Source organism: Gordonia sp. X0973, assembly GCF_013348785.1.
In the GTDB taxonomy this organism is placed as follows: Bacteria; Actinomycetota; Actinomycetes; order Mycobacteriales; family Mycobacteriaceae; genus Gordonia.
This window is the reverse complement of sequence record NZ_CP054691.1, coordinates 2,936,453-2,950,387: the sequence shown is the minus strand read 5'-3', so window position 1 is coordinate 2,950,387 and position 13,935 is coordinate 2,936,453. Positions and strand designations below refer to the sequence as shown.

The window sequence follows — 13,935 nt, the reverse complement described above, 5'->3', positions numbered from 1 at the left end:
CACCCAAACCCCGCCGAGTGAGCACCGAACGCCGATTTGCCCGGCTACCCCATATCCTCAAACCATGACAACCGAGAATGTTGCACAGGCCCTGCTCGACGCGCAGGTCGCCTGGGCCATCAACCGCCTCACCGGCGACGAACTCCCCGAGTTGGCCGAGAAGGCCGTCGACGACGTGCTCGCCGTCGCCGAGGGGGCGACCATGACCGCCCTCGTCGACCCGGCGATGATCAAGTCGATCGCACGCATGCTCGCGACGACGGTGCCGCCCAGCTCGGCCGCGACGACCCTCGTCGAGCAAAGTGCCGAGGTGGTGATGTCGAACCCGGCCGGGACATACACGCTGCGCGAGGTGATCGACCGCGACAACGTCGCACGTATCACCGACGAGGTACTCGCGCTGACTCCTCTGCTGGAGAAGGCCCTCGACGACCTGACGCACAGCCCGATGATGGCTGCCCTCGCGTCGCGGTTCGTCGGCCGGATCGTTAACGACGTCATCGCGGGCAACCGTGCGGTGGCGGAGAAGATCCCCGGCGTCGGATCGCTCGTCTCCTTCGGAACCAAAGCCGCGGGCAAGGCGATCGGCAAGACCGGCGAGCAGTTCGGCGAACTCTTCGGCGATACCGCGGCCAAGGGCGCCGAGTTCGCGATGGGCCGGCTGAACAAGATCATCGTCGCGACGCTGAAAGACCCGTCGACGCGCTCGGCCGTGCTCGAGGTGTTCGACATGTACGCCGAGAAGAAGATCGGCCGGCTCGACAAGGTGTTGACCCTCGACGACGCCAAGCGAATCGGCGGGCTGGGGCAGGACGTCGCGATCGCGGGTGCCGCCTCGGAGCCGATCCTCAAACTCGTCGACGCCCTGATCGACGGATTCTTCACCGTCTACGGCGACTACCCGGCCGCGCAACTGCTCGACGAACTCGACATCACGCGCGACATCCTCGTCGAATACGCGGTGGCCGGCGCGCCGCGGCTGTTCGACGCGGTCAAGGAGTCCGGCGAGCTGGAGCGCATCGTGCGGGAACAGTTGGAGCCGTTCTTCACCTCGCCCGAGGTCGCCGCGATTCTCGACGGAAAGTCGTGACCTACCGCCCGAAGAACGCGTTCGACGCCTTCGCGATCCGAATCGTCCCCGGATCCGACCCGATTTCGATGACCCAGCCGATGGGAACGCGGATCGTCGACCACCGCGGTCGCGTCGAGCTACCCGCGTTGATGGTGCTGTTCGACGACCTCGGCGGGTTGCCGTTCGCCTTGGCCGACCGCTTGTCGTCGTCGTTGCAGGCGCGGCTCTCGGTCTCGGTCGGGGCCGGGCTGGCGCTCGGCGACGTCGTGCGCGGCGACGGCCGGTTGCTGATGTCCGACGAATCGTTCGGCTCGACGCGGGTGCGCCTGTCTCGCGACGGCGAGCCCGTTGCGAGCGGGTCAGCGCGCAGCGTGCGCGTCGGACGCGCCGTGATCGGTGAATCGGAGGTCGTCGCGGGGGAGACGCTGCCCGCGCCCGACGACGCGGAGTTGCCGGCCCCACTCGACCCGTCGCTGTCCGGTGCGCAGATCGTCGCGGGTATCGCGGACGGTTCGCTGTCCGCCGGTCCGCTGGCCGAGCTGCTCGGCGCGGCGATCGCCGATCCCGATCCGTCGGCGCTGCGGCTGGCGGTCCCAACCGTGGCCTGGATGGGCAACTTCTTCGGCACGATGCACGGCGGCATCATCGCGACCATCACCGCGCAGGCCGCGTCCTTCGGAATCGCCGCGAACATGCGGCCGGGGGTCGGCTACCGGATCGTCGAGTTCACGATCGCCTTCCTCCGCTCACCCGCGCTCGACGGGCAGCCGGTCGTCGCGACGGTGAAGCCGGTGAAGATCGGCCGACGACTCTCGACCGTCGACGTGGAACTCCATGCCGACGACGGGACGCTCTTGGCCCGGGCCACCGCCGACGCGAGGTGCGACCTCTAATCAGCGCCCCCCGAACCGCCGAGTGGGCACCAGATCTCGGCGAGTGGGCACCGGATCTCGCCGAGTGGGCACCAAAACTGGCGGGCAAGCTAAGCCAGGACGCGTGCGATGTTCTCGAGCAGTCCCCGAGTTCCTTCTTCGCGGCCGGCCGCCGCGTCGGGTCCTGGCCCGTGCACACCGTCGAGGTGGACGCCCTGTTCGGTGAAGGTGAGACGCGTGCCGCCGGCAATCTCTTCGAAGACGACGGTGGTGACCGAGGTCGACGCGTGGGCGTCGTCCAGCCACATGTCGTAGGTGTAGACGAGCCGCTGATTCGGCACGATGTCGGTGTAGGTGGCGCGGAACCGGGAGAGCGGCCCGTCGGCGCCGCGACGTCCGTCGTCGATGGACACGCCGCCGACGCGGAAGTCGTCGGACCGCTCGACCTCGACGAAGTCGTCGCTACCGAACCATTGGGCCTTGATCGTCGGGTCGGCGAACGCCTGCCACACCGCCGATACGGAGGCCGGGTATTCGCGCTCTAGCGAAAAGGTGGCGTGGGTCTGGGTGAGGGTGGACATCATCGATCTCCTTCTTGGTTGGTCAGGTAGTCCCCGAGGCGGTCGAGCTGCTTCTCCCGGGGGCGCCGCTGCGCGACGATCCAGTGGTTGGCAGGCACGAGTGCATCGGGCACCAGTTGATATGTGCGGACTCGCCCGACCTTCTCGGACGAGACCACTCCGGCGCGCTCGAGCACCCGGAGGTGCTCGACGATCGTCGGCAACGCCGCATCAAACGGTTCGGCGAGTTCGGTGACCGAAGCCGGCGACTGGACCAGCCGCTCGACCAGGGCCCGCCGAGTCGCGTCGGACAAGGCGCGGAATGTCGCGTCCAACGACGACTGATACTTAGCCATATAGCTAAGTATTGCGACAGTCGTCGGAAAACGCAAGGGCGGGGTCGGCGGTCATAGGCTGGGGCCGTGAGTTCATTCGTCCTCGTCCCAGGAGCCGGTGGGCAGGCGTGGTACTTCCACCGGCTCGTTTCACGGCTCGTCGAGCGCGGACACCGGGCCGTCGCCGTCGACTTGCCGGCCGACGACGACACCGCTGGCTTGGCCGAATACGCCGCGGCCATCGTCGACGCATCGCCGTCGGGGCCGGTGATCCTCGTCGCGCAGTCGATGGGCGGGCTTAGCGCGCCACTGACCTGCGACCGTCTCGACGTCGCCGGGATCGTCATGCTCAATGCGATGTCCCCGCGGCCGGGGGAGGCCGGCGGTGATTGGTGGACCAATACCGGTCAGGAGGAGGCGGCGAGGAGCAAGGCGATCGCTGACGGTCGTGACCCGGATGCCCCGTTTGATCCGTCGGAGGTCTTCTTTCACGACGCGGATCCCGAGCTTCTTGCCGAGGCGCAGGCCGCGCCACCGCCACGACAATCGGGCCGACCGTTCGACGATCCGTGGCCGCTCGAGGGGTGGCCGGACGTGCCGACGCGCTTCATCGGCGCAGTCGACGATCGGCTGTTTCCGCTTGAGTTCCAGCGTCGAGTCGTCGGCGAACGTCTCGGCGTCGATGTCGAAACGGCTCCGGGCGGGCACTTGGCTGCGCTTACTCAGCCTGAAGCGGTGGTCGAGCGGCTTCTCCGGTAGCGCGTTGGTGCCGTCGGCGGCGGGTGGGTCTAGATACAAATTCTCGCTTTGCTCGAATTCACTCGACCGGCGAGATGGGCACGATCGACGAAGAACTGGGCACGGTCGGCGGATTTTGGTGCCCACTCGGCGTGCTTGAGGTGCCCACTCGGCGTGCTTGAGGTGCCCACTCGGCGTGCTTGAGGTGCCCACTCGGCGTAGTTGAGGTGCCCACTCGGCGTGGTTAGGGTGCCCACTCGGCGGGGGCGGGGTGCCCAGGTCTCGATACGACCGCTCCTTCGTCGCGGGCACTCGACCCGACGCCCGGAAAAAACAATCATTCGCGCTTGCTTTTTTCGCCAACCCGTGTGAGGGTTGTCACCATGTCATCCGTGGATGGAATCGTCGCCGATCTGGCGGCGGAGAGCGAGTCCCTCGACGACCTCGTCGCAATGCTGACGCCCGAGCAGTGGGCCACGCCCACACCGGCGCAGGGGTGGACGATCGCGCATCAGATCGGGCACCTGCTGTGGACCGACCGGGTCTCGCTGACCGCCGTCACCGACGCCGAGGGATTCAAGGAAATCTTCGGCATCGCCGCGCACGACCCGCTCGGGTTCGTCGACAAGGCCGCCGATGTCGAGGCCGCCCGCCCGCCGGCCGAACTCCTCGCGGATTGGCGCGCCACGCGGGGCAAACTGGGCGGTGCGCTGTGCGCGGTCCCGGACGGGACGAAGCTGCCGTGGTTCGGCCCGCCGATGTCGGCAGCGTCGATGGCCACGGCGCGAATGATGGAGACCTGGGCCCACGGACTCGACGTCGCCGACGCCCTCGGCATCACCGTCGCGCCGAGCGACCGACTGCGCCACGTCGCGCATATCGGCGTCCGCACCCGCGACTTCGCCTACGCCGTCAACGGCAAACCGGCCCCCGCCGAGCCGTTCCGCTACGAACTCAAGTCGCCGTCCGGCGCCGACGAGTGGACCTGGGGTCCGGAAGACGCCACGAATGTCGTGCGCGGTTCCGCCCTCGACTTCTGTGAACTCGTGACCCAGCGGCGCCACCCCGACGACCTCGACATCACCACCGTCGGCGACGACGCCGCGGAGTGGGTCACCATCGCCCAGTGCTTCGCCGGCCCGCCCGGCGGCGGGCGCGAACCGTCCACCGCAAACGAGGGGAAGAACAATGGCTGAGGCCGTCCGCATCGGCAACATGTCGGGCTTCTACGGCGATCGCTTCTCGGCGATGCACGAGATGCTCGACGGCGGGGAGCTGGATTACCTGACCGGCGACTACCTGGCCGAGCTGACCATGCTCATCCTCGGCCGCGACCGCCTCAAGGATCCGTCGCGCGGCTACGCCAAGACCTTCCTGCGGCAACTCGAGGAGAACCTCGGGCTGGCATTGGACAAGGGGGTGCAGATCGTCGCGAACGCTGGCGGTCTCAACCCACACGGGCTGGCCGTGGCGATCCGGGAACTGGCCGACAAGCTGGGCCTGGGCGCCCAGGTCGCGTTCGTCTCCGGCGACGACCTGATGGCCGATGCGCAGAAGCTGGGCCTGGGCGATCCGTTGACCGCGAATGCCTACCTGGGCGCGTTCGGCATCAAGACCGCCCTGACGCGCGGTGCCGACATCGTCGTGACGGGCCGGGTGACCGACGCATCGCTGACGATGGGACCGGCGGCGGCGGCCTTCGACTGGACCCACCAGGACCTCGACCCCCTGGCTGGAGCACTGGTCGCCGGGCACATCATCGAGTGCGGCGCGCAGGCGACCGGCGGCAATTACTCCTTCTTCACCGAGATCCCGATGGGACATCTCGGCTTCCCGATCGCCGAGGTGGCCGCCGACGGCTCGTCGGTCATCACCAAGCATGACGGCACCGGGGGAGCGGTCACCGTCGGCACCGTCACGGCGCAGCTGCTCTACGAGGTCGGCGGCCCGCGCTACCTCAACCCCGACGTCACCGCGCGACTGGACTCCATCGAGCTGGAACAGCTCGCGCCGGACCGCGTCGCGGTGCGCGGGGTCCGGGGCGAGAACCCGCCGAAGGATCTGAAGGTTTCGCTCAACTTCCTCGCCGGGATCCGCAACGAGGTCGACGTGGTGCTCACCGGTCTCGACATCGAGGCGAAGGCGAAGCTGTTCGAAGAACAGTTCCGTGCCGCGCTGCCCGCGCCGCCGGCCGACCTGTCCTTCGAACTCGCCCGCACCGACCGCCAAGACGGCACCACCGAGGAACAGGCGAGTGCCACGCTGCGCGTCGTCGCCCGCGACACCGATCCCGCCAAGGTGGGGCGACCGTTTTCCGCGGCCGTCGTCGAATTGGCCCTGGCGAGCTATCCCGGCTTCACCCTGATGGCCCCGCCCGGAAACGGCGCGCCCTACGGTGTCTTCGAACCCGGCTACGTCGACGCGGCGCTGGTGCCGCACCGCGTCGTGCAGCCCGACGGGGTGACCGTCACGATCGAGCCGTCGCCGCTGCGCGGCGAGGTCCCGGTCGACGAGGACTCGCCGGTGCCGGCAGCGCCCGCCGCGACCGACTTCGGTCCGACGACCACCGCCCCACTGGGCACCGTCGCCGGGGCCCGGTCGGGAGACAAGGGCGGCAGCGCCAACGTCGGCGTCTGGGGTCGCTCCGACGAGGAGTTCGCCTGGCTCGACCAGACGCTGACCACCGACCTCCTGCGCACGCTGCTGCCGGAGGTCGCCGACCTGACCATCCACCGCTACGCGCTGCCGAATCTGCGCGCGGTGAACTTCGTGATCGAAGGCGTCCTGGGCCGCGGTGTAGCCGACCAGGTCCGCTTCGACCCGCAGGCCAAGGGCTTGGGCGAATGGCTGCGCTCGCGGCCGGTGCCCATTCCGAACCGGTTCCTTCCGTCCACCACTTCGTAGAGGAGTAGCAGTGCCCTTCAGCTCACCGCTCTGGGATTCGCCCGAGCGCCAACAACTGCGCGCCGCCGTCCGCGATTTCACGCAGCGCCACGTCCTGCCCTTCCAAGACGAGTGGGAGAAGACGGGCCTGCTCCCGCGCGAACTCCATCTTGAGGCCGCCAAGTTGGGCCTGTTCGGCCTGGGGGTGCCGGAGGAAGTCGGCGGCTCCGGCGGTGATCTGATCGATGCGACGATCATGGCCGAGGAGATGCTCTACCTGGGCACCTCCGGCGGCGTGATGGCGTCGCTGTTCACCAACGGCATCTCCCTGCCGCACCTGGTCGCGGCCGGTGACCCGGCGCAGATCGACCGCTGGGTGCGGCCGACACTGGCCGGGGAGAAGATCGGCTCGCTGGCCATCACCGAGCCCGGCGGCGGCAGCGACGTCGGCCACCTGCGCACCAAGGCGGTGCGCGACGGCGACGAGTACGTCGTCAACGGGTCGAAGACCTTCATCACCTCGGCGGTGCGCGCCGCCTTCGTCGTCACCGCGGTCCGCACCGGCGGCGACGGGGCGGCCGGGGTCTCGCTCCTGGTCGTCGAGAAGGGAACCCCCGGGTTCACGGTCGCGCGCAAGCTCGACAAGATGGGCTGGCTCGCCTCGGATACCGCGGAACTCTCCTACGAGGACGTGCGCGTGCCCGTCGGCAACCTCGTCGGCGCGGAGAACTCCGGGTTCGCGCAGATCGCCCAGGCATTCGTGACCGAACGGTCGGTGCTGGCCACGCAGGCCTATTCGGCGGCGCAGCGCTGCCTGGACCTGACGCTGGACTGGGTGCGCAACCGGGAAACCTTCGGCCGCCCGCTCATCTCCCGCCAATCGGTGCAGGACTCGGTGACCGAGATGGCCCGCCGGATCGACGTGGCGCGAACCTACTCGCGGCAGGTCGTCGAGGCCAAGGTGGCCGCCGACGCGACCGGCGCCGGACCGGACCTGATCGCGGAGGTGTGCTTCGCGAAGAACACCGCCGTCGAGACCGGCGAATGGGTGGTGAACAAGGCCGTCCAACTCTTCGGCGGCATGGGCTACATGCGCGAATCCGAAGTCGAGCGCCAATACCGCGACATGCGGATCATCGGCATCGGCGGCGGTACCACCGAGATCCTGACCGGGCTCGCGGCGAAACGATTGGGGTACCAGGCATGACCGTTCTGCAGTCCAAGCTCGACCCGAGCGGCGAGGCCTATCAGGACGCCGCGACGGCGATGACCGAGAAGCTCGCCGAGCTGCAAACCGAGTTCGACAAGGCACTCGCCGGTGGCGGCGAGAAGTACGTGGAGCGGCACCGCAAGCGCGGCAAGATGACCGCGCGCGAGCGCATCGAGATGCTCGTCGACCCGGACAGCCCGTTCCTGGAGCTGTGCCCGCTCGCGGCCTGGGGATCGCCGTTCCAAGTGGGTGCGTCGGTCGTCGTCGGAATCGGCGTCGTCGAGGGCGTCGAGTGCCTGATCGTCGCCAACGACCCGACGGTCAAGGGGGGCACCTCCAACCCCTGGACGCTGCGAAAGAGTCTGCGCGCCAACGCGATCGCCATGGAGAACCGGCTGCCCTGCATTGCGCTGGTGGAATCCGGCGGTGCCGACCTGCCGACGCAGAAAGAGGTTTTCGTCCCCGGCGGCCAGATGTTCCGCGACATCACCCGGCTGTCCGGGGCCGGCATCCCGACGATCGCCCTGGTCTTCGGCAACTCGACCGCCGGCGGCGCCTACATCCCCGGGATGAGCGACCACACGGTGATGATCGACGGCCGTTCCAAGGTCTTCCTCGGCGGCCCGCCGTTGGTCAAGATGGCCACCGGCGAGGAGAGCGACGACGAGACCCTGGGCGGCGCGACCATGCACGCCCGCGAATCGGGGTCGGCGGACTACCTCGCCGTCGACGAGCAGGACGCCATCCGCATCGGGCGCCGCATCGTCGCGCGACTCAACTGGCGCAAGAAGGGGCCGGGGCCGGTCGCCGCGTCGATCGAGCCGCGCTACGACGCGGAGGAACTGCTCGGCATCGTGCCGTCGGATCTGAAGATCCCGTTCAATCCGCGTGACATCATCGCCCGCGTCGTCGACGACAGCGACTTCGACGAGTTCAAGCCCGAGTACGGCAATTCGCTGTGCACCGGGTGGGCGCGGATCCACGGCTATCCCGTCGGCATCCTCGCCAACGCGCAGGGCGTGCTGTTCTCCGCCGAATCGCAGAAGGCCACCCAGTTCATCCAGCTGGCCAACCAGACCGACACCCCGCTGCTGTTCCTGCACAACACCACCGGCTACATGGTGGGCGCTGAATACGAGCGCGGCGGCATGATCAAGCACGGCTCGATGATGATCAACGCGGTCTCCAACTCGAAGGTCCCGCACATCTCGCTGCTGGTCGGTGCCAGCTACGGCGCCGGCCACTACGGCATGTGCGGCCGGGCCTACGACCCGCGCTTCCTGTTCGCCTGGCCGAGCGCGAAGTCCGCGGTCATGGGCGGAGCGCAGCTCGCCGGTGTGGTCTCCATCGTGTCGCGCGCGGCCACCGAGGCGCGCGGCGGGACCGTCGACGAGGAGGCCGACGCCGGGATGCGCGCCATGATCGAGGCGCAGATCGAGAAGGAGTCGCTGCCGGCGTTCCTCTCCGGGATGCTCTACGACGACGGGGTCATCGACCCCCGCGACACCAGACCGGTGCTCGGCATGTGCCTTTCGGCGATCCACAACGGCGAGGTGGAAGGCGCCGACGGCTACGGCGTCTTCCGGATGTGAGGCAACGATGACGAAGAAGACGGCCGCGAAGTCGGCCAACCGAGAAATCCGTTCCGTCCTCGTCGCCAACCGCGGCGAGATCGCCTGCCGGGTGTTCCGCACCTGTCGCGACCTGGGCATCGCCACCGTCGCGGTCTACTCCGACCCCGACGCCGACGCACCCCATGTGCGCCAGGCGGATGCGGCGGTGCGACTGCCCGGCGCCACGTCGGCGGAAACCTATCTGCGCGGCGAGAAGATCATCGACGCGGCTCGGGCCACGGGTGCCGATGCCATCCACCCCGGGTACGGCTTCCTCTCCGAGAACGCCGAATTCGCGCAGGCGGTCATCGATGCCGGTCTGATCTGGATCGGTCCGCCGCCCGCCGCGATCACCGCGATGGGATCGAAGGTGAACGCCAAGGAGTTGATGGCGAAGGCCGGCGTGCCGGTCCTCGGCGACCTCGACCCGAAGAAGGCCACCGCCGACGACCTCCCGCTGCTCATCAAGGCCTCGGCCGGTGGCGGCGGGCGCGGTATGCGCATCGTGCGAGACCTCGCCGACCTCGACGAGAACGTCGCCGCGGCGAAGCGCGAGGCGCTCTCCGCCTTCGGTGACGAGACGGTGTTCTGCGAGCCCTACGTCGAACGCGGACACCACATCGAGGTCCAGGTGATGGCCGACGAGCACGGCGGCGTCTGGGCCGTCGGCGAGCGCGAGTGCTCCATCCAGCGCCGACACCAGAAGGTCGTCGAGGAGGCGCCCGCACCCCTCGTCGAGTCCATCGGCGGCGACCTGCGCGAGCGGCTCTACGACGCGGCCCGCAAGGCCGTCACCGCCATCGGGTACACCGGCGCGGGCACCGTCGAGCTGTTGGCCGACGGTCGGGGCCGCTTCTACTTCCTGGAGACCAACACCCGTCTGCAGGTGGAGCACCCGGTCACCGAGGAGACCACCGGACTCGACCTCGTCGAATGGCAGCTGCGCGTCGCGATGGGCGAGCCGCTCGTCGGCGACGAGCCGGTCGCCGTCGGGCATTCCATCGAGGCGCGCCTCTACGCGGAGAACCCGGCCGCGGACTGGGCCCCGCAGTCGGGGACGGTGTACGAATTCGCGATCGACGCGCATTCCGCGGCCGCCTCGCGCATTCGCGTCGACACCGGGATCGCCGACGGGAGCGAGATCTCCACGTACTACGACCCGATGATCGCCAAGGTGATCAGCTGGGCGCCGACCCGTCGTCGGGCCGCCGCGGTCCTCGCGTCGGCGCTGGCCGACGCCACGCTGCACGGACCGGTCACCAACCGGGACATGCTGGTCAACACGCTGCGGTCGTCGCAGTTCCTCTCCGGCGACACCGACACCGGGTTCATCGACGAGGTCGGACTCGACGTGCTCTCCGCGCCGCTGGCGAGCGAAGCCGACGTGCGGCTGGCCGCGGTGGCCGCCGCACTCGCCGAGGCGTCGGCCAACCGGGCGAACGCGCGGGTCCTGGCGTCGATCCCGTCCGGGTTCCGCAACATCCCGTCGGGCTACCAGGTGAAGACCTACCGTCACGGCGAGGAGGAGATCGCCGTCCGCTATCGCGTCGCGCGCGACGGACACGTCGAACTCCCGGACGACGAGGGGGTGGGGTCTCGGGCCTCGTCCGCACTCGACCACCGAAATGTCGTGCTCGTCGTCGACGGGGTGCGCCGCGAGTTCGCGGTGAGCCGCCACGGCGAGACCGTGTACGTGGACTGGCCGGGCAAGTCGGTGGCGCTGGGCGTCGTCCCGCGCTTCGTCGACCCGTCGACGGTGCAGCGGCCCGGTTCGCTGCTCGCCCCGATGCCGGGATCGGTGATCCGGGTCGCCGTCGAGCAGGGCGATCGCGTCACCGCCGGGCAGCCGATGCTGTGGCTGGAGGCGATGAAGATGGAGCACACCATCACCGCCCCGGCCGACGGCGTCGTGACGACACTGGCCGTCGAGGTCGGACGCCAGCTCGCCGTCGGCGACGTCCTGGCCGTCATCGAATCAGAAGAGGAAGCCGCGGCCTCGTGGCCGAAGCGGCCACCGGAACACCAACCGAAGAGAACAGGGAATCAATGAGTTTCATCGAGACCGACGAGCGCAAAGAACTGCGCGCGGCCGTTGCGGCGCTGGGGAAGAAATACGGCGCCGAGTACTTCCAGAAATGCGCGAAGCAAGACCTCAAGACCACCGAGCTGTGGAAGGAGGCCGGTGACCTGGGGTTCATCGGCGTCAACCTGCCCGAGGAGTACGGCGGCGGCGGGGCCGGGATGTACGAGCTGTCGATCGTGATGGAAGAACTCGCGGCATCGGGCACCGGCCTGCTGATGCTGGTCGTCTCGCCGGCGATCTGCGGCAACGTCATCGCCCGATTCGGCACCGAGGAGCAGAAGAAGAAGTGGTTGCCCGGGCTCGCCAGCGGTGAGATCACCATGGCCTTCGGCATCACCGAACCCGACGCGGGGTCGAATTCGCACCAGATCACCACCACGGGCCGCCGCGACGGCGACGAGTGGATCCTCTCCGGCCAGAAGGTCTTCATCTCCGGTGTCGACCAGGCCGACGCGGTGCTCATCGTCGGGCGCACCGAGGAGGCGAAGACCGGCAAACTCGCCCCGGCGCTGTTCATCGTGCCCACCGATGCGGAGGGCTTCACCTTCACCCAGATCCCGATGGAACTGCAGAACCCCGAGAAGCAGTTCCAGCTCTTCCTCGACGACGTCCGGCTGCCCGCCGACGCCCTCGTCGGCGACCCCGAGGCCGCGTTGAGCCAGCTGTTCGCGGGGCTCAACCCGGAGCGCATCATGGGTGCGGCATCGGCGATCGGCATGGGCCGGTACGCGCTGGACAAGGCCGTCGCCTACGCGAAGGACCGGACCGTGTGGAAGACGCCGATCGGCGCGCACCAGGGCATCGCCCACCCGCTGGCCGCGGGCAAGGTCGAGTTGGAGATGGCCAAGCTGATGATGCAGAAGGCCGCGACGCTCTACGACGCCGGCGACGACTGGGGTGCAGCAGAACCGGCCAACATGGCGAAATACGCCGCGGCCGAGGCGTCGACCAAACTCGTCGACCAGGCCGTCCACACCCTCGGCGGCAACGGCCTCACCTCCGAGTACGGGCTGGCACCGATGTTGGCGCTGGTGCGGATCGCCAAGGTTGCGCCGGTGAGCCGCGAGATGGTCCTCAACTTCGTCGCCCAGAACACCCTCGGCCTCCCGAAGTCGTACTGACACGATGGCGCCGGAATCACAGGAGACGGTCGTCCACGTCGAGCAGACGCGGGCGGTCGCGACGATCACGCTGGACTCGCCGTCGAACCGCAACGCACTCTCGTCGACGCTCGTCGGGCAGCTCTCGGCGGCGCTCGCGCAGGCCGCCGCCGACGACACGATTCGTGCGGTGGTGCTGACGCATGCCGGTGGAACCTTTTGCGCCGGAGCCGATCTGGGGGAGGCGCTGCGCCGCGGGCTGAGTCCCCAGGAGGCGACGGCCGAGGGCGCCTCGGCGATGGTCTCGCTGATGGGGACGATGCTGGGGATGCCCAAGCCGGTCATCGTCGTCGCCGACGGGCATGTGCGGGCGGGCGGGTTCGGACTCGTCGGGGCGGCCGACATCGCCCTGGTCGGCCCGGCCGCCACCTTCGCGCTGACCGAGGCGCGGCTGGGTCTGGCGCCCTCGATCATCTCCGTCGTGCTGCTGCCGAAGATGACCGCGCGTGCGGCCGGGCGATACTTCCTGACCGGTGAGAAGTTCTCGCCGTCGACGGCGCAGGACATCGGCCTGGTCACCCAGGCCCTGGGCAGCGCCGAGGAACTGGCCGCCGCGCGCGACGAGGTGCTCGACGGGATCCGCAAGGCCTCCCCGCAGGGCCTCGCCGCATCGAAGAAGCTCACCACGGCGGCGATCCTCGCCGATTTCGACGCGAACGCGAATGCCCGCGCCGCCGAGTCGGCGGCGTTGTTCGCCTCCGACGAGGCGCGCGAAGGGATGACCGCCTTCCTCTCGAAGTCCAAGCCGAGCTGGGACAGCAGCGAGTAGATGACGACCGTCCGAGAGCCGCAGCAGGACCGTTCCCGCGCCACGCGGGAGCGGCTGTTGGACAAGTCGGTCGACGTGCTCGCGACCCAGGGATGGGCGGCGACGACCGTGGCGGCCGTCGCCGAGTCGGCCGGGGTGTCGCGCGGCGCCGCGCAGCACCACTTCCCGACGCGCGACGCGCTGATCATCGCGGTGCTGGAGCGGATGTTCGACGCGATGATCGGGGAGGCCTCCGCGACCATGACATCGGTGCCCGACGACGTGGCGGCCCGGGTCGACGCCGTCGTCGACAAAGCGGTGTCGATCTACACCGGCACCGATTTCAAGGCGGCGCTGCAGGTGTGGGCGGCCGCGGCGTCGGATGCCGCGCTGCGCGAGGCGATCCTTCCGTTGGAGGCCAAACTGGCCCGGGCCGCGCACCGGTTCACCGTCGCCGCGCTCGACCCGACGGGGGAGAACCCGCAGGCCTACCGGTTGGCGCAGGTGACCCTCGACCTCGCGCGCGGGCTGGGGCTGGCCAACACGCTCACCGACGATTCGCGGCGCCGGCGCCAGGTCGTCGCGACCTGGAAAGAGCAGCTGGTCGCCGCACTCGCGGAGTAGGGTCGGCCGGGCGGTATTCGCATCGGCGGGAAGGCTG

13 protein-coding genes are annotated in these 13,935 nt (G+C 69.1%); 11 read left to right on the top strand and 2 right to left on the bottom strand.

The features are described from left to right. Positions 1 to 64 precede the first annotated feature (64 nt). Positions 65 to 1,090 (top strand): hypothetical protein, encoded by a 1,026-nt coding sequence (locus HUN08_RS14545; RefSeq protein ID WP_124248536.1) that lies wholly within the window; start codon positions 65 to 67, stop codon positions 1,088 to 1,090. Beyond that, on the top strand, positions 1,087 to 1,965 hold the full coding sequence (locus tag HUN08_RS14540) for a PaaI family thioesterase (RefSeq protein ID WP_124248537.1): 879 nt from the start codon (positions 1,087 to 1,089) through the stop codon (positions 1,963 to 1,965). Before HUN08_RS14545 ends, HUN08_RS14540 begins: the two co-directional genes overlap by 4 nt. Before the next feature lie 89 nt (positions 1,966 to 2,054). Here the strand turns inward: HUN08_RS14540 and HUN08_RS14535 are convergent, their stop codons facing one another. Next, positions 2,055 to 2,525 (bottom strand): SRPBCC domain-containing protein, encoded by a 471-nt coding sequence (locus HUN08_RS14535; RefSeq protein ID WP_124248538.1) that lies wholly within the window; start codon positions 2,523 to 2,525, stop codon positions 2,055 to 2,057. Beyond that, positions 2,525 to 2,860, bottom strand: coding sequence for a helix-turn-helix transcriptional regulator (locus tag HUN08_RS14530; RefSeq protein ID WP_124248539.1), 336 nt, complete (start codon positions 2,858 to 2,860; stop codon positions 2,525 to 2,527). The genes HUN08_RS14535 and HUN08_RS14530 overlap by 1 nt, the downstream gene beginning before the upstream one ends. A 66-nt stretch (positions 2,861 to 2,926) precedes the next feature. Here HUN08_RS14530 and HUN08_RS14525 point away from each other — a divergent pair, with 66 nt between their 5' ends. The 9 genes from HUN08_RS14525 to HUN08_RS14485 all read left to right on the top strand — a co-directional run bounded on the left by HUN08_RS14525 (position 2,927) and on the right by HUN08_RS14485 (position 13,898). After that, on the top strand, positions 2,927 to 3,598 hold the full coding sequence (locus HUN08_RS14525; protein ID WP_124248540.1) for an alpha/beta fold hydrolase: 672 nt from the start codon (positions 2,927 to 2,929) through the stop codon (positions 3,596 to 3,598). A 362-nt stretch (positions 3,599 to 3,960) separates the two neighbouring features. After that, on the top strand, positions 3,961 to 4,773 hold the full coding sequence (locus tag HUN08_RS14520) for a TIGR03084 family metal-binding protein (protein ID WP_124248541.1): 813 nt from the start codon (positions 3,961 to 3,963) through the stop codon (positions 4,771 to 4,773). Continuing rightward, positions 4,766 to 6,481: an acyclic terpene utilization AtuA family protein gene (locus HUN08_RS14515; protein ID WP_124248542.1), complete on the top strand. Its 1,716-nt coding sequence runs from the start codon at positions 4,766 to 4,768 to the stop codon at positions 6,479 to 6,481. The genes HUN08_RS14520 and HUN08_RS14515 overlap by 8 nt, the downstream gene beginning before the upstream one ends. A gap of 10 nt (positions 6,482 to 6,491) precedes the next feature. Continuing rightward, complete coding sequence (locus HUN08_RS14510) at positions 6,492 to 7,667, top strand: acyl-CoA dehydrogenase family protein (protein WP_124248543.1); 1,176 nt, start codon at positions 6,492 to 6,494, stop codon at positions 7,665 to 7,667. Further along, the gene (locus HUN08_RS14505) at positions 7,664 to 9,262 is read left to right on the top strand and encodes an acyl-CoA carboxylase subunit beta (protein WP_124248544.1); all 1,599 of its coding nucleotides are present in this window, start codon (positions 7,664 to 7,666) and stop codon (positions 9,260 to 9,262) included. The genes HUN08_RS14510 and HUN08_RS14505 overlap by 4 nt, the downstream gene beginning before the upstream one ends. 7 nt (positions 9,263 to 9,269) lie before the next feature. Continuing rightward, positions 9,270 to 11,333 carry a biotin carboxylase N-terminal domain-containing protein gene (locus tag HUN08_RS14500; protein WP_124248545.1) on the top strand — a complete coding sequence of 688 codons (2,064 nt, stop codon included), beginning with the start codon at positions 9,270 to 9,272 and terminating at the stop codon, positions 11,331 to 11,333. Beyond that, positions 11,330 to 12,487: an acyl-CoA dehydrogenase family protein gene (locus HUN08_RS14495; RefSeq protein WP_124248546.1), complete on the top strand. Its 1,158-nt coding sequence runs from the start codon at positions 11,330 to 11,332 to the stop codon at positions 12,485 to 12,487. Before HUN08_RS14500 ends, HUN08_RS14495 begins: the two co-directional genes overlap by 4 nt. A 4-nt stretch (positions 12,488 to 12,491) precedes the next feature. After that, positions 12,492 to 13,295 (top strand): enoyl-CoA hydratase family protein, encoded by an 804-nt coding sequence (locus HUN08_RS14490; RefSeq protein ID WP_124248547.1) that lies wholly within the window; start codon positions 12,492 to 12,494, stop codon positions 13,293 to 13,295. Further along, a complete protein-coding gene (locus HUN08_RS14485) occupies positions 13,296 to 13,898 on the top strand; it encodes a TetR/AcrR family transcriptional regulator (RefSeq protein ID WP_124248548.1) in 603 nt (200 codons plus the stop codon). It begins immediately after the preceding gene. Positions 13,899 to 13,935: the final 37 nt, after the last annotated feature.

Excerpts from the sequence above, each read along its gene's own strand:
- HUN08_RS14535 (WP_124248538.1), bottom strand. The coding sequence starts at position 2,525 with ATGTCCACCCTCACCCAGACCCACGCCACCTTTTCGCTAGAGCGCGAA.
- HUN08_RS14520 (WP_124248541.1), top strand. The coding sequence starts at position 3,961 with ATGTCATCCGTGGATGGAATCGTCGCCGATCTGGCGGCGGAGAGCGAG.
- HUN08_RS14515 (WP_124248542.1), top strand. The coding sequence starts at position 4,766 with ATGGCTGAGGCCGTCCGCATCGGCAACATGTCGGGCTTCTACGGCGAT.
- HUN08_RS14490 (WP_124248547.1), top strand. The coding sequence starts at position 12,492 with ATGGCGCCGGAATCACAGGAGACGGTCGTCCACGTCGAGCAGACGCGG.
- HUN08_RS14500 (WP_124248545.1), top strand. The coding sequence starts at position 9,270 with ATGACGAAGAAGACGGCCGCGAAGTCGGCCAACCGAGAAATCCGTTCC.
- HUN08_RS14485 (WP_124248548.1), top strand. The coding sequence starts at position 13,296 with ATGACGACCGTCCGAGAGCCGCAGCAGGACCGTTCCCGCGCCACGCGG.
- HUN08_RS14530 (WP_124248539.1), bottom strand. The coding sequence starts at position 2,860 with ATGGCTAAGTATCAGTCGTCGTTGGACGCGACATTCCGCGCCTTGTCC.
- HUN08_RS14545 (WP_124248536.1), top strand. The coding sequence starts at position 65 with ATGACAACCGAGAATGTTGCACAGGCCCTGCTCGACGCGCAGGTCGCC.
- HUN08_RS14495 (WP_124248546.1), top strand. The coding sequence starts at position 11,330 with ATGAGTTTCATCGAGACCGACGAGCGCAAAGAACTGCGCGCGGCCGTT.
- HUN08_RS14505 (WP_124248544.1), top strand. The coding sequence starts at position 7,664 with ATGACCGTTCTGCAGTCCAAGCTCGACCCGAGCGGCGAGGCCTATCAG.